16 protein-coding genes and 1 tRNA gene are annotated in these 18,329 nt (G+C 66.4%); 10 read left to right on the plus strand and 7 right to left on the minus strand.

Annotated features, from left to right (window positions below):
- Positions 1–31: 31 nt before the first annotated feature.
- Positions 32–1,120, minus strand: coding sequence for a LacI family DNA-binding transcriptional regulator (locus tag C8K30_RS02260; RefSeq protein ID WP_108491242.1), 1,089 nt, complete (start codon positions 1,118–1,120; stop codon positions 32–34).
- Positions 1,121–1,330: 210 nt separating this feature from the next.
- Between C8K30_RS02260 and C8K30_RS02265 the strand changes: the two genes are divergently transcribed.
- Genes C8K30_RS02265 through C8K30_RS02280 form a run of 4 tightly spaced genes read left to right on the plus strand, consistent with a single transcriptional unit; the run spans position 1,331 to position 6,470 of the window.
- Positions 1,331–3,259: a glycoside hydrolase family 127 protein gene (locus C8K30_RS02265; protein ID WP_108491243.1), complete on the plus strand. Its 1,929-nt coding sequence runs from the start codon at positions 1,331–1,333 to the stop codon at positions 3,257–3,259.
- A gap of 28 nt (positions 3,260–3,287) precedes the next feature.
- Positions 3,288–4,601 (plus strand): sugar ABC transporter substrate-binding protein, encoded by a 1,314-nt coding sequence (locus C8K30_RS02270; protein ID WP_108491244.1) that lies wholly within the window; start codon positions 3,288–3,290, stop codon positions 4,599–4,601.
- On the plus strand, positions 4,598–5,533 hold the full coding sequence (locus C8K30_RS02275) for a carbohydrate ABC transporter permease (protein ID WP_108491245.1): 936 nt from the start codon (positions 4,598–4,600) through the stop codon (positions 5,531–5,533). The genes C8K30_RS02270 and C8K30_RS02275 overlap by 4 nt, the downstream gene beginning before the upstream one ends.
- A gap of 1 nt (position 5,534) precedes the next feature.
- Positions 5,535–6,470 carry a carbohydrate ABC transporter permease gene (locus C8K30_RS02280; RefSeq protein ID WP_233256927.1) on the plus strand — a complete coding sequence of 312 codons (936 nt, stop codon included), beginning with the start codon at positions 5,535–5,537 and terminating at the stop codon, positions 6,468–6,470.
- Between the two features lie 10 nt (positions 6,471–6,480).
- On the opposite strand, the gene C8K30_RS02285 is transcribed toward C8K30_RS02280, so the two are convergent.
- Positions 6,481–7,719: a helix-turn-helix domain-containing protein gene (locus C8K30_RS02285; protein ID WP_108491246.1), complete on the minus strand. Its 1,239-nt coding sequence runs from the start codon at positions 7,717–7,719 to the stop codon at positions 6,481–6,483.
- 417 nt (positions 7,720–8,136) lie between these two features.
- Between C8K30_RS02285 and C8K30_RS30605 the strand changes: the two genes are divergently transcribed.
- From C8K30_RS30605 to C8K30_RS02295, 3 genes are all read left to right on the plus strand, one after another.
- Entirely contained in the window at positions 8,137–8,313 is a 177-nt protein-coding gene (locus C8K30_RS30605; protein ID WP_158280911.1) for a hypothetical protein, read from the plus strand.
- Positions 8,310–8,633 carry a hypothetical protein gene (locus C8K30_RS02290; RefSeq protein WP_108491247.1) on the plus strand — a complete coding sequence of 108 codons (324 nt, stop codon included), beginning with the start codon at positions 8,310–8,312 and terminating at the stop codon, positions 8,631–8,633. Before C8K30_RS30605 ends, C8K30_RS02290 begins: the two co-directional genes overlap by 4 nt.
- Positions 8,634–8,696: 63 nt before the next feature.
- Positions 8,697–8,767: transfer RNA gene (locus C8K30_RS02295), tRNA-Gly, on the plus strand.
- Between the two features lie 788 nt (positions 8,768–9,555).
- On the opposite strand, the gene C8K30_RS02300 is transcribed toward C8K30_RS02295, so the two are convergent.
- The 4 genes from C8K30_RS02300 to C8K30_RS02315 are packed head-to-tail and all read right to left on the minus strand — an operon-like array spanning position 9,556 to position 12,060.
- Positions 9,556–10,392: an HAD family hydrolase gene (locus tag C8K30_RS02300; RefSeq protein WP_108491248.1), complete on the minus strand. Its 837-nt coding sequence runs from the start codon at positions 10,390–10,392 to the stop codon at positions 9,556–9,558.
- 54 nt (positions 10,393–10,446) lie between these two features.
- Entirely contained in the window at positions 10,447–11,331 is an 885-nt protein-coding gene (locus C8K30_RS02305) for a helix-turn-helix transcriptional regulator (protein WP_108491249.1), read from the minus strand.
- Positions 11,309–11,833, minus strand: coding sequence for a DUF6879 family protein (locus C8K30_RS02310; protein ID WP_108491250.1), 525 nt, complete (start codon positions 11,831–11,833; stop codon positions 11,309–11,311). The genes C8K30_RS02305 and C8K30_RS02310 overlap by 23 nt, the downstream gene beginning before the upstream one ends.
- Positions 11,830–12,060, minus strand: a complete 231-nt coding sequence (locus C8K30_RS02315) for a hypothetical protein (RefSeq protein ID WP_108491251.1) — start codon at positions 12,058–12,060, stop codon at positions 11,830–11,832. The genes C8K30_RS02310 and C8K30_RS02315 overlap by 4 nt, the downstream gene beginning before the upstream one ends.
- A 150-nt stretch (positions 12,061–12,210) precedes the next feature.
- On the opposite strand from C8K30_RS02315, the gene C8K30_RS30180 reads away from it, so the two are divergent.
- From C8K30_RS30180 to C8K30_RS30185, 3 genes are all read left to right on the plus strand, one after another.
- Positions 12,211–12,414 carry a hypothetical protein gene (locus C8K30_RS30180; RefSeq protein ID WP_146197304.1) on the plus strand — a complete coding sequence of 68 codons (204 nt, stop codon included), beginning with the start codon at positions 12,211–12,213 and terminating at the stop codon, positions 12,412–12,414.
- Between the two features lie 342 nt (positions 12,415–12,756).
- Positions 12,757–14,058, plus strand: a complete 1,302-nt coding sequence (locus tag C8K30_RS02325; protein WP_108491253.1) for an AAA family ATPase — start codon at positions 12,757–12,759, stop codon at positions 14,056–14,058.
- On the plus strand, positions 14,052–14,990 hold the full coding sequence (locus C8K30_RS30185; protein WP_146197305.1) for a hypothetical protein: 939 nt from the start codon (positions 14,052–14,054) through the stop codon (positions 14,988–14,990). The genes C8K30_RS02325 and C8K30_RS30185 overlap by 7 nt, the downstream gene beginning before the upstream one ends.
- A gap of 1,373 nt (positions 14,991–16,363) precedes the next feature.
- On the opposite strand, the gene C8K30_RS02330 is transcribed toward C8K30_RS30185, so the two are convergent.
- Positions 16,364–17,506, minus strand: a complete 1,143-nt coding sequence (locus C8K30_RS02330; protein WP_108491254.1) for a TIR domain-containing protein — start codon at positions 17,504–17,506, stop codon at positions 16,364–16,366.
- Between the last annotated feature and the right edge of the window lie 823 nt (positions 17,507–18,329).

The raw sequence follows: 18,329 nt of genomic DNA on the forward strand, positions 1-18,329 counted from the left end.
GCCGTTCGCACGGGACCGGGGTCGAGCCGCCCTACCCGTCGCCGAGCGTCGAGGCGCGGACGACCAGGCGCGGCGCGAGCCGCTCGACGCCGTGCGCGGGGTCCCCGTCGATCGCCGCGATCAGGAGCTCCGCGGCGCGCTGGCCGAGCCGCTCGAGCCGCATGTCCACGGTGGTCAGCGGCGGCCGGCTAGCCAGCGACATGACCTCCCAGTCGTCGTACCCGGTCACGGCAACATCGTCGGGCACCCGCAGCCCGAGCTCCCGCAACCGATCACACCCACCCCGCGCGACCTGATCGGACGCAAACACAATGGCATCAACCGCCCCCGGGCCAGCAGTCGAGATCTGGTGTCCGGGGTCGAGATCTGGTGGCGCACCACCAGATCTGGGCGCCACCACCAGATCTCGACGATGGCCCAGGAGAACGTCCACCGCGCGGCGGCCCCACTGCTCCGACCAGTCCCCGTACAGAGGCGGGGCCGCCAGCTCCAGGCCGCGGGCCGCGAGCTCCGCCACCAGCGTGTCGTGCCGCACCACCGACGCCGCCTGCTCGGCGCGCCCGCCCACGTAGGCGATCCGACGGCGGCCGAGCCCGGCGAGGTGCTCGACGAGGAGCCGCATCCCGGCGGCGTCGTCGGGCACCACCGAGGCGTCGTCGGAGTCGGTGGACGGCGCGAACGCGTAGACCACGGGCATCGGGACCCGGATGGGCTCGCGCGGCTCGGTGGTGCGGCCGGTGACGATGATCCCGTCGACCCGCCGGGCCACGAGCGCGCGCACGTGGTGCTGCTCGCGCACCGGGTCGTGGCGTGCGGTGGCGAGCAGCGCCGACAGGGCGCCGCCGACCAGCGCGTTCTCCGCGCCGAGGACGACGGGCAGCGAGAACCGGCCGGCGGAGTCCGTGCTCAGGAGGCCCACGGTGAAGCTGCGCCGCGCCGACAGGGAGCGCGCGGTGGCGTCGGGTACGAAGCCGAGCCGGTCCGCCGCCTCCCGGACCCGCGCGCGCGTGCTCTCCCGCAGGGAGCCGGTGTCGTTGAGCGCCTTGGACACCGTGCTCGGCGAGACGCCCGCGAGGGCGGCCACGTCCGTGATCCGCACTACCGCTCCCCGGTCCGTCACGTGCCAACCTCCCTGATTCCGTTTCCTTCTACGCCGGTTTCCGCCGGCACGACCGCCATGTCCCGCCCGGCGGAACGAGCGTCATCGTACCTCTTCCCCCAGTTCATCACTCAGTTTCCGCACAGTTTCGCCCAGACCTTTGACGCTCGCGACACCGATCCGTACGATCGGGAAATCGGATTCCTTGTTTCCGTCCTGAAGGAGCGATCGATGACGACCCTGACGCCCAGCGGTACGACGCGCGGACCTGCCGAGCCCACCAGTGACGCCCGGATCACGCTCCGGCCCCTCGCCCCCGGGCGGGTCACCGTGGACGCGGGCCTGTGGCGCCGCACCGCCGACGTCAACCGGTCCGCCGCGATTCCCGTCGGCCTCGAACAGCTCGGGAAGGCCGGCAACCTGCGCAACCTGGAGATCGCGGCGGGCCAGGCGGAGGGCGAGGCGATCGGCCCGATCTTCGCCGACTCGGACGTGCACAAGTGGCTGGAGGCCGCCGCCTGGGAGTACGCCCGCGAGCCGGACGAGCAGCTCCTCGCCGACCAGCTGCGCGTCACGGCCCTGCTCGCGGCCGCGCAGGCGGACGACGGCTACCTCGACTCCGTCCCGATGCTCCGGAACGTGCCCCGGTACAGCGACCTGCCCTGGAGCCACGAGCTGTACTGCGCCGGGCACCTCTTCCAGGCAGCGGTCGCCCAGGTCCGCGGGACCGGCCACCACGACCTGCTCGACGTCGCCGTCCGGCTCGCCGACCACCTGGTGGCGACGTTCGGCGACGGCGACGGGCAGCTCCGCGAGGTCGACGGCCACCCCGTGGTCGAGATGGGGCTGGTCGAGCTGTACCGGGAGACGGGCACGCGGGCCTACCTGGACCTCGCGCGGTGGTTTGTCGAGGCCCGCGGCACCGGCATCATCGAGGCCCACGGCCACGGGCCAACGTACTACTCCGACCGGGTGCCGGTGCGCGGCGCCACCACCGTCGAGGGCCACGCCGTGCGCGCGGTGTACCTGGGGGCGGGCGCCGCCGACGTCGCCATCGAGACCGGCGACGCCGAGCTGCTCGCCGCGCTGGAGACCCAGTACCGCTCGATGGAGCGCGAGAAGCAGTACGTGACCGGCGGGCTCGGATCGCGCTGGGAGGGCGAGTCGTTCGGCGACCCGTTCGAGCTGCCGCCCGACCGCGCCTACGCCGAGACGTGCGCGGCGATCGGCGGCGTGCAGTGGGCGTGGCGGATGCTGCTGGCCACGGGCGAGGCCCGGTACGGCGACCAGATCGAGCGGATGCTCCTCAACGGGTTCCTCGCCGGCGTATCGCTCGGCGGCACCGAGTACTTCTACGTGAACCCGCTCCAGCTCCGCGGCGACGCCCACGCCGAGGGCGACCGCAGCCCGGCGAACGGCCGCCTCGGCTGGTTCGACTGCGCGTGCTGCCCGCCCAACATCATGCGCACGGTCTCCAGCCTCACCGGCTACCTGGCCACCACCGACGCCTCCGGCCTGCAGCTGCACCAGTACGCCCCGGGCACCGTGACCGCCCCGCTGACCGGCGGCACCCTGCGGCTGCGCGTCGACACCCGCTACCCGGACGAGGGCCGCATCGCGCTCCACCTCGAGGAGGCGCCCGAAGGCGAGGCGACCCTCGCCCTGCGGGTCCCCGCCTGGGCGGACGGCGCCACGCTCGACGGCGACCCCGTCGCAGCCGGCACGTACGCCCGGGTCACCCGCCGGTTCGCGCCCGGCGACACGGTGGTGCTCGACCTGCCCCTCACCCCGCGCCTCACGGTCGCCGACCCCCGGGTCGACGCCGTCCGCGGCAGCGTCGCGATCGAGCGCGGCCCCCTGGTGTACGCGCTGGAGCAGCCCGACCAGGAGGACGGCGCAGTGGTCGACGACCTGCGGTTCGACGTCGCCGGCTCGCTGTCCGACGAGTTCCGCCCGGACCTGCTCGGCGGCGTGACGGTCGTGCGGGCACGCGGCGCCGTCGTCCCCGGGCCCGATCCGGACGCGACGTCGCCCTACGCGCCGGCCACGCCGACGTCGGCCCCCGGGCCGGCGCGCGAGGTCGCGCTGACCGCCATCCCCTACTACGCCTGGGCCAACCGCGGCCCGCAGCCGATGCGGGTCTGGGTCCCGGTGCTCTAAAACCCACAAAGCGCAGGGAAGGAGAGCAATGGAGCTCACCAGACGCCAGCTGCTCACGCTGGCCGGCACGGCGACCGCGGCCGCCGTGCTTGCCGGCTGCGGCGGCACGCTGCGGCCGGCCGACATCACGGCCCCCGGGTTCGGCGAGAACGCGACCGGCACGCTGAACCTGTGGTGCAGGTCGGAGACGGTGAACGGCACGCAGGCCGTCGTCGACGCGTTCCACCAGGCCCAGGACCGCATCCGGGTGACGGTCACGCCCATCCCGGGCGGGCAGTACGTCACCAAGCTCGCCACGGCGATCCGCGGCGGGCACGTGCCCGACGTCGTCGACTGCGACGACATCAACTCGACCCTGTTCGCGTACCGCGACGCGTTCACGGACCTCACGCCCCTCATCGAGGAGCTCGGCATCGGGGACGCCCTGAGCCCCGGGCACCTCGCGCTCAGCACCCGGGACGGCCGCTACTACGGGGTGCCGTTCATCGGGGACTTCTCCGTGCTGTTCTGCAACACCGAGCTGTTCGAGCGCGCCGGGCTCGACCTGGAGCGGTCCACCGCGGACTTCGACGGCATCCTGGAGGCCGCCCGCGCCATCACCGGCCTGGACGACGGCGTCTACGGCTGGACCTACCCGGGCAACTCCTCGGGGGCGCTCGGCTTCACCGTCCAGCCCCACGTCTGGGCGACGGGGCGCGACCTGATCGCGGGCGAGGTCGGCGACCAGCGCGGCGACATCGTCGGCAACGACCCGCTGCGCCGCACGCTCGAGCTGGAGCACACGCTGTGGGCGGAGGAGCTCGTGCCGCCCGGCAGCTTCGCCGACGACGCCTCGCGCTGGTCCGCGGACTACGTCGCCGGACGGATCGGCATGTTCCCCGCCGGCTACGGCGTCGTCGTGCCCAATGCGGACCCGGAGCTGCTGGCCCGCTCCCAGGTGGTCCTCCTGCCCGGGCCCGACGGCGGCCGCAGCTTCTTCGACGGCGGCGACAACCTGTGCATCCCCAACGGCGCCGAGAACGCCTCGGCGGCGTGGGAGTTCATCCGGTTCGCGCTCGACGTGCAGCAGCAGGCGCGTATGCCCGAGGGGTTCTTCTCGCCCGTGAGGTCCGACGTCGCGACGCCGGAGTTCGCGGAGAGCTATCCGCTGGCGGTGCCGCCGCTGGAGTCGCTGACCAGTGGCTACGCGCCGACAACGCTCGCCTACAACCTGATCTACAACCAGCAGGACGGGCCGTGGTTGCGCATGTTCCGCTCTGCAGTCTTCGACGGGGAGGTCGATGCAGCGATGCAGGAGGCCCAGACCACGTACGACCGCATCCTGAGGCAGGCCCAGGCATGAGCGCCGCGGTGCAGGACCCGCGGCCGGCGCGGGGCCGGCAGTCCGGGGAGGGCCGAAGGGCCGGCACCCTCACCCATCCGTCGCGCACCGGGCTGGCGCTCGTCACGCCGGCGGTCGCGCTCGTCGTCGTCTTCGTGTTCGTGCCGCTCGTCGTGGCGGTCTACATCTCGCTGACGAACTTCCCGCTCATCGGGCCGTACCGCTACATCGGGCTCGACAACTACGCGTCGGTCCTCGCCGACCCGACGTTCTGGGACGCCCTCGGCTACACGCTGCTGTACACGTCGATCGTGACGCTACCGATCCTGCTGCTCGGGTACGGGCTGGCGGTGCTCGTCCGGTCCAACCGGCGGGGCGCGACGCTGCTGCGCACCATCTTCTTCGTCCCGTTCGTCATCGGCCTGACGACGCTGAGCTTCCTCATGCTGCTGGAGGCGCAGCCCAACAGCGGCATGGTCAACGTGGTGCTCAAGTGGCTCGGGATCACCGACGGTTCGACGGCGTGGCTCGTCGACGGGCCGCTCGCCACCGGGCTGCTGTGCGTCATGGTCGTGTGGGCCGCGTCGGGCCTGACCATGGTGCTGCTCATGTCCGGGATGCAGGGCATCCCGCGCGAGGTCTACGAGTCGGCGGAGATCGACGGCGCCTCGTGGTGGCAGCGCGAGTGGTCGATCACGGTGCCGATGCTGCGCCGGACCATCGCCATGACGGTGATCCTGTCGGTGATCGGCTCGTTCCTCGCGTTCACGCAGTTCTACATCCTGACCCAGGGCGGGCCAGGTTCGGACACGACGACGATAGTGATGGCCATCTACCGCCGGGCGTTCGTGCAGCTCCAGCTCGGGGCCGCGACGGCCATGTCGCTCGTCCTCGTCGTCATCACCGGTCTGGTCACCGCGGCCCAGTTCTGGCTGCTGCGGGAGAGGAGCTGACATGGCTACCGTCACGGAGCCCGCAGTGCCGCGTCGCGGCGTCGTCGGACGGCGTCCTTCCGGGGCTTCCGGTGCCGCGCCGGGGCCGGACCACCGCGGGCCGGAGCGGGACACCCGCGCCAAGCGCACGCTCTACGTGGTCGGCGGGACCCTCGCGGCGCTGGTGTTCCTGGTGCCGCTCGTGATCGCGTTCGTGCGGGCCGGGCAGCCGGGCGACGTCATCGTCGCGGCCCCCGATTCGCGGTTCTTCGACCTGTCCTGGGTCAACTTCCAGGCGGTGGTCGACCAGCCGGAGGTGTGGCGCGGCATCCTGAACTCGGCGATCGTCTCCGTGTCCACCGCCGTGCTCACTGCCGTGCTCGCCACCTTTGCCGGGTACGGGTTCGCCAAGTTCCCGTTCCGGGGGCGCGCGGTGCTCTTCGGGCTCGTGCTGGTCACCCTGATGATCCCGTTCCAGGCGATCCTCACGCCGCTCTACCTGCAGATGAACGTCATGGGGCTCACGGACAGCCTGTTCGGCCTCGTGCTCTTCTACACGACGGTGAACCTGCCGTTCGGCATCTTCGTCATGCGCAACACGTTCGCGGCGGTGCCGGCCGAGCTGGAGGACTCCGCCCACGTGGACGGCGCGGGGACCATCCGGATCCTCGTCTCGGTGCTGCGGCCTCTGGTGATTCCCGGGACTGCTACCGCCGCGCTGTACGCGTTCCTCGCGTCCTGGACGGAGTTCCTCGGGGCGCTGACGTTCCTCACCGACCAGAACCTCTACACGCTGCCGGTGTCGCTGGTGAACCTGCAGCAGGGGGCGTACGGGCAGGTGAACTTCGGGCTGCTGGCCGCGGGGGCGGTCATCGCGATGATCCCCTGCGTGATCCTGTACGTGGCGCTCCAGCGGTACTACGTGGCGGGGCTCGCGTCGGGGTCGGTGAAGGGGTGACGGCCCGGGGTCAGGTCGCGAGCAGGCCGCCGCGGCGGGCGAGGCCGCGTACGTGCGGGCGGGCGCGGGCGCGGTCGCGAACGATCAGCTCGCGCAGCAGCTCACGGACGATCGTGGAGTCGTGGACGCCGTCGGCGGAGACCCGCTCGGCATCCAGCAGGACCAGCGCGGCGGACTCGTCCTCGCCGCGCCGCACAAACCCGCGGGCCACCGAGATCAGCGCGGCCGACCTGCGCTCCACGCTCGGCACGTTGTTCAGGTCGAGGCGGGCCGACAGCTCGACGACGTCGTCCGGCCGCCCGAGCACGGCGCTCATCGCCACGGCGTGGATGTCGACGTTCCCGGAGCCGAACTTCGTCCACGGGTCGTAGTAGTCGCGCCCGAGGGCGTCGGCGGTGTCCTGGGCGACGCGGTGCAACGCCCAGGCGCGGCCGTCCTGCTCGGACTGTGCGGCGCCGACCGCCGCCGCCAGGTGCAGCATCCCGTACGCGCCCAGGAGGTCCCTGCGCGGGTTGGCCGGGTCGATGCGGGCGCGGAGCTCGTCGGCGGCGACCAGGCAGATCCGGGTCGCCTCGTCCTGGTGGCCGGCGCTCCGGTACGTGCCCGACAACGCCCAGGCGGACAACGCGATGAGGTACGGGTCGTCCGCCTCGCGGGCCAGGTGGGCCGCGCGGTCGGACACGACCCAGGCCAGGTCTCCGGACGGGACGTGGTGCAGCCACTGCCGCGCGATCTGGTAGGCACCCGCCAGGGTGCGCGCACCGCCCACCCGGTCCGACGACGTCGCGCGGGCCGCGTGAGCGTCTGCCACGAGCGCGGGGAGAATCGCGCCGACCGCACGGTGCGCGGACGGCGACTCGTGCCAGACCTTCCAGGCCTGGTCGACGCGTGCCGCCACATCGGCCAGGTCGGGCGCCGGGTCGATGACCGGGACCGGTCCGGCCGAGCGCATGATGACCTGACGGAGCGCGGCAGCGGTCTCGGTCTCGTCCTGCGACGGGTCGGTGCGAGGTGTCAGCGTGTCCAGCGGCCTGCCGATCAGGTCGTCGACGGTGCAGCCGATGACCGAGGCGATCCGGACCAGGTCGGTGAGCCGCTCGGCGTGCCGGCGGCCCTGCTCGACGGCGGAGACCCACTGGACGGACCTGCCGATCTGCTCGGCGAGCGAAAGCTGGGTCACGCCGACGGCACGACGGTGGGCGGCGATCGCCGCTCCCACGCCACGCAACAGGTCCGCATCCCCTGTCATCACTTCACGATAGGCCGCCGGTGGCGCAACGAACAGGGACCAGAACTGCTACGGCTGTAGCAGCCGCCACCTGCGCCCGGCCCATAACGTCGTTTCGCATCGGCGGGCCGTGACAGGCCGTGACCCACTAGCGGCCCGCCGACCAGCCAGAGCACCGACGCACTTGCACCAGGGAAATGTGATGGGACCTCGAGACCACGAGCCGGACGTGATGGAGCACAGCGACTCCGACGACCTGACCCGCGCGGGTGAACTCCGATGACAACGCTCGTCCTCGCGGCCCTCGTGATGGCGCTGGGCGCCGTGGTGTGGCGCGCCGTGCAGCACGAGCTCACCACGGCAAAGCGCCATGCGCGCAACGTCTATCCGCACTGATATCCGCACTGATATCCGCACTGAGCAAGGGAACCAGGAACGATGTGGGAAGTCACCGCACGCCGCGTCACCCCGAACGGCGAGTACGAGCTGCCGACCGTCTACCTCAACGCACGGTTGCACGACATCCGAAACAGCCGCGAAGCACGCACCACGGCCAGCTACCTCTTCGGCGCGGGCTTCGAGTTCGAGGTTCGTGCCGTCGACGCGGACCGATGAACGCGCCGCGGCCGGTCGCCATCGGACTCGTCTCTGGTGCCGACGACCTCGTGGTGCAGCGGCGGCATGCGGAGGTGGCCCGGTATGTCGAGGCCGAGGGCCTGGCGCTGGCGGACGTGCTGCACGACTACCGTGACCGGCTCACGATCAGCCAGATCGCGGACGCCGCCCGCCGGCTCGGCGCCGGTGTCGTGGTCCTCCTCGGCAGGTCCCGGCTCGCCGGCGCCCACGCACGCCTGGCCGCCGAGCTCGGGCGGCACGGCATCCGATGCGTGCTGCTCGGAGCCACTTCTTCCGCCTCCTGGTCGCCGGGTCGGTGACGGGGTGAGCGCCGCCCGACATTTGCTAAGGTGTGGCCTGCGCCGTGTGTCGAGCACGGCCGTGCGGGCGTAGCTCAATGGTAGAGCTCTAGTCTTCCAAACTAATTACGCGGGTTCGATTCCCGTCGCCCGCTCAGAGTGCGGAAGCCCAGGTCAGGATAAGTTTCTGACCTGGGCTTCGTGCATTCTGGAGGGCTGGAAGCGGCGCCGAGTGGCCCTTATTGACCCTAAGTCGCTCGCGACGGGGTCAGGACCTGGAGCCAAGATGTCCGCTTCACCCGATCCTCAGGGTCGCGCCCGTGGAGCCTCGCGCGCACCTCGAAGCATGTCCCCACGCAACCGTCGTAACAGCCGCCGCTCCTACGGCAACGTCCGGCAGCGCACGCCCGGCCGCTGGGAAGCCAGATACACCGGACCCGACGGTGTGCGCCGTCCGATCGGATCCTTTCATCTTCCGGCCACGAGTCCGATCGCTCGAATTCCACGTCGCGGGCCCAGGCCCCAATGCTCAGTTGACGGCAGTGGTCGCACATAAAAGCAGCATTGATCTTCTGGTGATCGACATAGCTCGACGTTTGTACCACCTCAGGTCCGTGAGGTGTCATATTCGAGTGGACGCCGCACCAGCCACACACCGTCGATGTCATGACGAAACGGTACAAGCGAGCGCTCGTCGCAGAGGCGGAATCGCGGGGTGGGTACAGAACATCACCCTCGACACGACGGAGCCCGTCACGGCCGCCTCTGACGAACCATGTGCGTTAGCGTTGCCAGCTCCTGCCGTCGTCGTAGGACACTTCCCACGTGAAGCCACGCCCACCCGGGAGCTCCCAGGGCTTGGGCTCACAGTTGGTCGGCTCAGCCTCAGGCTCCCAAGTACACGGCTCGTCGGCAGCAAAGTCCTCTTCCCGGCCAGGCGCACTCATGCCGTTGGCCCCGCCTGTGCGGACGACACCAGGAGCCCACGGAGCGCGGTTGCCGCGCCGTCGTCGTCAATCGTGCCGGTAACGACATCGGCCACAGCCAGCACAGGCGCGGGAGCATGGCCCATCGCGTACCCCTCCCCCGCCCACACCAACATCTCAATGTCGTTCTCACCGTCGCCAATTGCGACAGTGCGGCAGTCCTCGACGCCCAGGCGTTCACGCACCTTCTCAAGCGCCGTTGCCTTAGAGACGTTCGGTGGGGTGACGTCCACCCAATCCGGCCGTGTCAGTAGTGCTGTCAAACCGAGCGCGCTCAGGGCGGGTACCAGCCGCGCCGCGTCCGGCCCGAGGATCGCCAGCCGGGGCGTTGGCGAGGCCCAGAGATCCGCCAGGCGGGCAACGCCCTCCTGTCTGCCGTTGAGTTCGCCCCTAGGGAATGCCCCGCTCACGCGATAGCCGACGCCCACAGCCTCGGCCGCGATGCGCACGTTCGGTTGCAGTCGAGCTGCCACGCGTACGGCACTCTCGGCATGTACCGGCAGGCACTCCACCACGGCGTAGGAGCCGCCCGACAGTTGCGCCGTCGTGGCCCCGTTCGACGCCACCAACCACGCATCATCGAGCCCGAGCTCCCGGGCGACAGGGAGCGCACCAGCGAGCGAGCGACCGGTAGACAGCACGACGTGATGACCAGCGCCGCGCACAGCCGATACCGCTTCGCGCACGGCTTGCGTGGCCGGTGATCCGGTGCGGACCAACGTCCCGTCAATGTCGCACGCCACGAGCAACGGCGCAGTGGCGTCGGCGGCCCGCAAGAGTTGCTGTGCAGTCATTGAAGTCACGCGCAGGACGCTAGAGGCGGTCACGCCATCGCGCGAGCAACTTGCTCAGAATTGCTCGGACTCGCTCCCGAGCCGCTCGGCCACGGTCTCTAGCGCCCGGTCGAGCAGCGCCCGCGCCTTCCGGTCGTAGTCGGCCGACACGGCCAAGGTCTCAAACACCTTCGTGTAGAACTCCACCTCGGGCGGCTGGGCAAGGTTGAGCTCTGCCGAGAAGGTCTCGATGGTCACCAGGTCTTTGTCTTGAACCCAGAACCCGTGCTGTGGTGCTACCGCGCAGAATGTTTCAAACGGGATGATGCCGAGGCGGACGTTGGGGAGCATTGACAGCGAAATGATCCGGCCAATCTGCCCGAGCATGACGTCTGGAGGGCACAGCGTGTAGAGCAGAGTCGCCTCGGTGAGAATGAAGCGGAACTTCTTCGATGTGTCGCTCAGGATCTCCTGCCGCCGCATACGGGCCTCTACCGCAGCTCCGATGTCCTGAACGTTCCCGAACTGTCGCGCACTCTCGATGAATCGGGATCGGGCATACTCCGGGGTCTGCATCAATCCTGGAATGTACACAGGGCAGAACGCCCGGAAGAGTCGGGCCTGTTCCTCAGAGCGCGCATGCTTGTCCTGGAACGACGCCAGCCCACCCTTGAGCACCCGGCGCCACTCTGCGTGCCGCGTCTCAAGCGTGTGGAGGGCAGCCAGCAGACCCTCTGTCTCGTGCTCAGCATCGCAGGCGCCACACCATGCGCGGATGTCGTCGTCCGACGGCGTCTGCTTGGCGTGCTCGATCTTGGAGACCTTGGACGGCTGCCAGGACAGCGAGACAGCGAGCCCCTGACCAGTCAGGCCAGAGGCTCGCCGCAGCTCTCGCAGACGCCCGGCCAGCTCGTTCCGTGCGTCGTTGACATCACCGCTACTTGAGGTGTTGCGAGGCAAATTCGTCTCTCGTCATCGCGCGATGCCATGCGGCGTCACGCCAGTAGTTAAGTTCGACCACAACAGCCGGCTCTTCAATCAGCTCGAACCCCAGGAGGTTGTCCTGGTCGCCAAAGTGCATCTTGGCAGCCGTCCGAGAATCGAACAGCCAGTAGTCGAACGTGGGTAGCTCGTTGGCGTTGTCGCGGAGGAGATAGCGGATATCTTCGCCCGCGTCGTTGTTGTAATTGGAGAAGGCAAGACCGAACCGGCTGTAATCCGAGAGCGGAAGCGATACGACGCGAACACGGCGGTACACCTTGCCGTCGTCGGTATCCTTGCGAATGTCAACCAGCCAATCGCTCAGCCAATCAGGATTTGCATCACCCGCAAGGAATCGGCGCATTGGTTCATGCTCGCTCGGGACGTTGTAAGCCTCGCGCACTTCCAGCCGAAATGCCGTGTGCTCGAACGTCTCGAACAGATTTCGCCACTCGGGACCGATCGGTATTAGGTCCGTCACTGAGCCTGCTTCGCCTTGTGCTCCAAGTACATCTCCAAGATCTCGACGGGCACCTCGACGATGTCCTCGTGGCCCGGCACCGTACCGACGTCGGACAGGGCGGCGCTGTCGGTCACCTTCCAGCCCTGCACCAGGAACGTCTCACGGTCCGTGCGGTCGGTGGCGAACAGCGTAGGCGAACCGTCCTTGCCTGACTGCGGGTCCTTGCCCAGGAAGCGTGCGCGCATGGTGGCATCTCCATTTGCTCGAAAACGGGGTGGACTGCCCGTCAAGGGTCGCCCGGCTCACAGTGGCCCGTCAAGGCTCCCTGTGATGTCACGCAACCCCGTTCACGCACTCGTCGAGCCGTCCCGCGTCGACCGGCATACCGTTGCGCCGTGTCTGCCCAAGAGCAGAACCGGTCCCGCGGGCTGGCCGATGTCGAGCAGGATCAGGTCAAGTTCGGACCTGACCCTGCTGCAGGGGAAGAACTCAAACCCGTGCCTCAAGGACGCCTTGAGCAATCTGCCGGCGATCCCGTCGATCGGCAGGTCGGCGGTATGGAAGGCGAACTTGTCCGCGAGGCTTGCGGACCGATCTGAGACATCGGCGTATGTCACCCGGGCGCACGAGCAAGGTCCAGCGACCAACCTTCAGATCACAGCCAACCCGTATACCCATGAGCATGCATGTACTGGCCCGACCGCCTGAGGGTGATCAAAGGGTGAACCCGCGTGGCATCACAACATGAAACCGCGAGGATCCTCTAACATCGTCGAACTAACCACATCAACCTCTCCAGCAGTCCGTGCATTTATCAGGAACTCGGACGCCAAATAAGACGCCCACAGCAAAATTCGACGCGCCAGATCGGTTAAAAATTGACCAGCAACGCCAAGAAGCCAGTACCGTTGAGAATACGCCGCATCGTTTATCGTGGCCTCATGGGAACGAAGGATGGGGTGATCGACCTTGACCCGGAGCGTCCCACGGTCCTGACCGGAGCCAATGGCAGCGGAAAATCAACCATCCTTCGCTTAACAGCGGCTCTCTCCCAGCTTCGAGTTAATGAGCTACGCCAGGCCCCGGTTCGCGAATTTCGTCTCGAATTTGAAGGTGGTGCGGATCTAGTATTACTTACTCGGCGAGGGTCCGACACCAGAACAGTCACTTGGGGGGACAGTCACTACCGCTTCTCAAGTGATGCCGACGGCGATATCCCGACCTGGGCGCTGGATATCCTCGATGAGTCCGGTGGCTCCATACAGGTTGCCGCTGATGAGATACTTGAAGCGGGCCTGCAAATGGGCATCGACCGCGACGAGATCATGCGAGCCCGTAACGCGCTCATCCACGGCAATCCAAAGTCCATCACCAACAAACAGCCAGAGTGGGCTAGTAACCTACTCAGCAGAATTAAGGTTCTGTTCGTCAGCGATCAGCGCATCATATCCACTGAGTCCACGGCCGAAGCGTCTCAGTATCAGCGATACGCTTCAGCGCGACAGGCACGCACCAGTACACGCTTCGCCGTCGACGCAGCATCGCGAAATATTGCTGATCGGATCCGGAGAGCTTCGTCAGAGTACGGTAGCCACTCACAGCGCCTGGACCGCGAACTTCCTGAACGCCTAATCACGGCAATGACGCGTCGTCGCGATATCGAACGGGCAACGCTCGAACGGTTGCTGGAAATCACGGAAAACCGGCGATTAGCTCTCAGTCAAGTGGGGCTTCTAGACGATCGTCGAAGCCTTCCGCTTAATGTGTCGGCCGAGGCTCTCGAGGATTCAAACACGCGTCGAGTCGTCCACGCAGTACTTGAATCCAACATGGAAAAATTTGCCGTCCTTGACAATCTCGAGACAAGGCTTTCTACGTTCAAGGAATTTTTGGACGAGAGATTCTATCCGAAAATCCTAACGATAGACCGGCGCAGTGGTTTCAGGTTCGAGCTTCCCGGTGCCCAGATTGTCACTCCACGCCAACTTAGTTCGGGCGAGCAGCAGATGACGGTGTTGGCTTATGAGATTCTCTTCAAGACCGACCGAGAGACTCTTGTTCTAGTGGATGAGCCCGAAATATCGCTTCACGTGCTGTGGCAGGACACACTATTGCGCGACCTAACCAAACTTGGAAGGCCATCAGGCGCGCGCTTTCTACTCGCCACTCACTCGCCAGCAATCCTGGCAGGCTCTCCGGACCTTGAGCGATCCCTCGACGAAGCTGTTGATGCCGAATGGTAGCTCTCAAGTACCGTTCAGGTGCCGAGTTGGGTCAAGCAATACGGATGCGTGTCAGAGGGCTCCGCAAGCCGACACCCATCCTCGTCGTCGAGGGAAAGTCGGACATTCAGATGATAGTGCGATACATCGACCCGAGCGTCCGCGTCGTCCCGGCGCACGGCAAGGACATAATCCTAGGAAGTCTCGACCATCTCAATGCGCGGGAACTAGCATCGTGCACGTTCGTTGTCGACTGTGACGGCGAGGTCGAATCAAAATGGCGCACGCGCGAGGACATTGTCATCTCACAACACCGTGATCTTGACATTGATACCGCAGTCCTTGGCGGCGGGCTACGACACGCAGTACTGGACTACGTAGGCCCAATGTTTGAATCACGCCGCGAGTCCGAAGTTTTTACTGCCCGCCTCATTGACTTTGCCATGGGATTGTCTGGGACGTTCGGCGTTGCGGCGGATGCAGCTCGATCCATACCCGATCTACCTTTACGCCTATCCGTCACCGACGGACACCGGCGGAAGATTGAACTGTCCGATCTGACGAGCTCTAGTCGTTGGGTTAGCGACTTATCGATACCGAGTGTCGCAACTATCATTGACGAGCTCGCCGATGCACTTAGCTGGAACAAGGACAACATCACGAAAGTTCACCAGATTGCCGCCCTGGGTGAATCAAAGATGTGCAGAATGCATCACAAGACGGGTTGCGATAAATGCATGATACGGCGCTACAGTGGCGGGCACACGTTTCACTCATTTCTCGCGAGTATTCTGACGCTTGTAGTTGGCACTAGCATTTCCGAGCAGGAGATAGCTCGGTCGATTCGGGTTGGTTCCTCATTTGCTAGCGAAGAGTGGGACGTCCTTAAGCGGCTCCATCTCCGTGGAATTCACATTGGCCTAAAGTACGTTGATTTCGGTACATTGAACTAGAGTCTCTCGACGTCTACCCGAACCGTTGGGCATGTGGGCCTGCTGCACGTTTGAATGACACGTGCCGTGCCGGTCTTGAGCACCATGCGGAGACGCCGATCGCAGTGATGTTCTCTACCAACCTGGCTTGACGTATCCCCGCGGACGGAAACGAGCGGAGGTCCGGCGGCTGGCCCCGACTGCACGCACCAGGATTACCGCAGAGTCCACCGTCGATGCCCACCTCGGGTCACGCAGACCATCCTCTGCCAACAGCTTGGCCAGGTGAGTCAGTACCTTGCGTGCCGCTACAGGAGAAGCCTGCACCCGCCTGACGCACTCATCGAGCCCGTGTTCGGTCGTCGTGACGGTTTCCACGACATCGACGGCGATGGCTCCGGCGGCTGCTGCCCGACGTTCTTCGTATGCGGCGCGCCGACACCGTTGCGAGCACCATCTCGCGGGCCGTCCCGTCGCCCTTACTGGGATAGGGTTCCCGCATCGAGGACACACGCCAGAGGTTCCCACGCGAGAGCCGGCAGCCCGAGGCTCGGTAAGCGTGCGAAACCCATCGCCCCCCAGCCCGGCTGAACTCTTGTCGTCGCTCATTCGTCCATCCCAAAAGTTTCGTACGGACGTAACCGCACACAGCTTGTGCAAGAGGTGTGTGGCCTTGGTCGTGGCGGTCCGCGGGACCCGCTGTCCACTGATCCGCTGATCACCTGCCCCAGCCACGCAGCCGCATTCAGCCGCGCCGCTGTGTCCGTTCGTCGCGTGCGCGTCGTCGTCGCTGCTCGCCGCCTGTGTCGCTGCTGTCAGGGGCCGGAACGCAGGGCTGGTCTCCCGGGGGTGAACGTGGTCAGACCCCTGGGCATGCGAACGAGGCAGGCTTCCCCGATGCGGGGATGTTGCCTTGGACCGGTGAGTGGCGGTGCTGGGCTACAGACCGACCCGGAGCGATCCCCTGCCGCCGACCGAAGATCGCGAGGCGACGCGCCCAGCTCAGTTCCAGGTCAACGACTAGCTTCCCGAACCAACTGAGCGCAGCTGCTGGCTCATGTACCCGATGCGGCAATGGCAGTTCAGGGCTCCGACGCCCTCTCGGCTAGGTCATCGTCGATCAGGGCGGCGCTTCGTTTCACTCAAGTCGTGCGCGATCGCGACAACAAGGAACCGGATGAGGCCGACACGATCCATGCGGTCCGCAGCTTCCTCTAGCCTCTGATCAGCATCGGCCAGGTGGCTGCGGTCGAGGCCGCATTCTTGCTTGCCGAGTGCAACAGAGGCCTCCCGACGCTTCGCGTGGACTCCGACGAGGAGCGAGTCTCAAACCGTTCGGCCATTTGCACAAGTTTGGTGGAAACCTGATCCGGGACGTCGGAAATGAGTCTCCGTCAGCCCACTGAGATATTGAGAATCTTCATGCTGACAAGTTCACGGAAGAGCTCAATCCCCTTGTCGTTGAGCTTATCCTTCTCGAACTCGATATAGCCGACGCTGCTGAAGTTCGACGGGAGTTCGATCCCACCTTCTTTAAAGACGACAATCCGCTCGCCGTAGAGCACCGAGGCAGCTCCGAGTTCGTGTGAGACGTTCTCGCTCGGACGCCAGATGCTACTTCCCTGAGCGTCGAAGTACTCCTTGTCGGCCGTGAACACGAGGATGGCCGCGCCGCACTCCCGCATGGTCTCAGCGACCTTCGACGGAATTGGGCGGGCACGGTTCGGTTCCTCCACAGCCACCTTGTGGGGGATGCCATACTCCGTAAGGATCTTGACCAACTGCTCCATCGGCTTCTTGTTGCCGCCGTGGCCCACGAAGATCGCGTTCCTTCTAGGATCGGGCACAGACGGCGAGGTCTGTGCCCGAGCAGCAGGTGTACCGTCCTCCGACACGTCTTGGACCGGGGACGTCGGTGTCGTTGCGCCCATTTCGTCGTGCAGGTGCTCTACGGAGCCATCCTCATCGCCGGGCAACGCCAGAGACGGGGCCGAGCCGCCAATGTCGACGTACTGGCGGTCCTTGATGGCCTTCAGAAAGCCGACGAACTCAGCGTTCTCGATTAGGAGGTCGTAGACGTCGTTTGTGCGGTCCATAGGTACAGAGAAGGTGGCCAGAACGTTCTGCGCGATGTTCTTGGGCGGTAGAGGGGATCCGTCGTACTTGGTGTAGAACTGAGCCGCGATCGTGGGCTGGAGCGCCGCCTCTCGGAGTGCCTTCTGGTCGTCGCCCACCTCAGTCGGGGACACTACACGAGCACCCAGCTTTGTTAGCGAGATCGCCGGCGCGTTCGGACCGCCTTCCGTCAGCCCGTAACCGATCGCGGCACCACACATCACGCGAAACGACCCGGAAGAGGGAGCCATGTCGACAGCCGAGGCGACATCCAGCGGCCGCGTGGCATGCGAAGCGTAGTTGTCAGCCAGAGCGCGGGGAACCCGAACCGCACGTTCGAGGCTGATCGATGGAATGTCCGATTGACTGATGCGGGACCTCTTGCTGGCGGGCTTCGCCCCCTGGTTTGCCCTTCCGGTCATGATGCGACGGTACGCCGGATCCGCCGTATCCGCGCGATACCACCCCACGCATCGGCGTGCCGGTCACATGCGTCGGCGTGTCGGGTTTATTCAGATGAACTGGCCGAACATGGCCTGGCCGATTTATTTCTCTTGCTACAAATGATCCTATTGTCGGGTCCGCACCTTCACCCAAGGCTCGCCCGAGAACGAGGAGTGCTGGTGGCCACCATTTGCGCTGTGCTCCGCGTCCGGCTCGCGCCGGGAGTGACTAGGACGGCGCTCGGGCTGGACGTCTGGCTCGGCGACTCGAGAGGTGGCCCGCACGCTGGCAGCGACGATGGTCCGGTGGGCACACGCCATGTGGGTCCAAGAGCACGCGGCAACGGGCCCTGCACAGCTGCCGCGACCGTGCGCGCGCCTACTGCGAATCCGGTCGCGGCGCCTTTGCTGCACGGGACCTCAATCAGGCCGTCCCGGTTCGCCCTGACAAGCCCTTTGACACACTGGCCAGGCAGTCGGCAGGTATGCACGGCCGACCATCGTTGGAGCGGCATAAGGCTGGCCCTTATTGGCCCTAACTTCCGCCAAACTGGCCCCAGTTAGGCCCAATAAGGGCCAGTCCCAACCCCACACGACCCCGCTTCAGCATTACAATAGGTCCAGGTCAGCGGCCACCTTTGGCCGATTGGCCCGCATCATCTGATCGCCACCCGGCAAGGCTTCCAAACTAATTACGCGGGTTCGATTACCGTCGCCCGCTCAGAGTACGGAAGCCCAGGTCAGAGCGTGTGTCTGACCTGGGCTTCGTGCGTTCTGAGGGGCCGGAAGCAGCGCTGAGTGG

It is taken from the genome of Promicromonospora sp. AC04, assembly GCF_003058225.1.
GTDB lineage: Bacteria > Actinomycetota > Actinomycetes > Actinomycetales > Cellulomonadaceae > Promicromonospora.

What these genes read in the sequence shown, in the direction of transcription:
- C8K30_RS02315 (WP_108491251.1), bottom strand. Translation starts at nt 12,060, where the DNA reads ATGCGCGCACGCTTCCTGGGCAAGGACCCGCAGTCAGGCAAGGACGGT.
- C8K30_RS02325 (WP_108491253.1), top strand. Translation starts at nt 12,757, where the DNA reads ATGGGAACGAAGGATGGGGTGATCGACCTTGACCCGGAGCGTCCCACG.
- C8K30_RS02300 (WP_108491248.1), bottom strand. Translation starts at nt 10,392, where the DNA reads ATGACTGCACAGCAACTCTTGCGGGCCGCCGACGCCACTGCGCCGTTG.
- C8K30_RS30605 (WP_158280911.1), top strand. Translation starts at nt 8,137, where the DNA reads ATGTGGGAAGTCACCGCACGCCGCGTCACCCCGAACGGCGAGTACGAG.
- C8K30_RS02285 (WP_108491246.1), bottom strand. Translation starts at nt 7,719, where the DNA reads ATGACAGGGGATGCGGACCTGTTGCGTGGCGTGGGAGCGGCGATCGCC.
- C8K30_RS02270 (WP_108491244.1), top strand. Translation starts at nt 3,288, where the DNA reads ATGGAGCTCACCAGACGCCAGCTGCTCACGCTGGCCGGCACGGCGACC.
- C8K30_RS02265 (WP_108491243.1), top strand. Translation starts at nt 1,331, where the DNA reads ATGACGACCCTGACGCCCAGCGGTACGACGCGCGGACCTGCCGAGCCC.
- C8K30_RS30185 (WP_146197305.1), top strand. Translation starts at nt 14,052, where the DNA reads ATGGTAGCTCTCAAGTACCGTTCAGGTGCCGAGTTGGGTCAAGCAATA.
- C8K30_RS02280 (WP_233256927.1), top strand. Translation starts at nt 5,535, where the DNA reads ATGGCTACCGTCACGGAGCCCGCAGTGCCGCGTCGCGGCGTCGTCGGA.
- C8K30_RS02275 (WP_108491245.1), top strand. Translation starts at nt 4,598, where the DNA reads ATGAGCGCCGCGGTGCAGGACCCGCGGCCGGCGCGGGGCCGGCAGTCC.
- C8K30_RS02330 (WP_108491254.1), bottom strand. Translation starts at nt 17,506, where the DNA reads ATGACCGGAAGGGCAAACCAGGGGGCGAAGCCCGCCAGCAAGAGGTCC.
- C8K30_RS02290 (WP_108491247.1), top strand. Translation starts at nt 8,310, where the DNA reads ATGAACGCGCCGCGGCCGGTCGCCATCGGACTCGTCTCTGGTGCCGAC.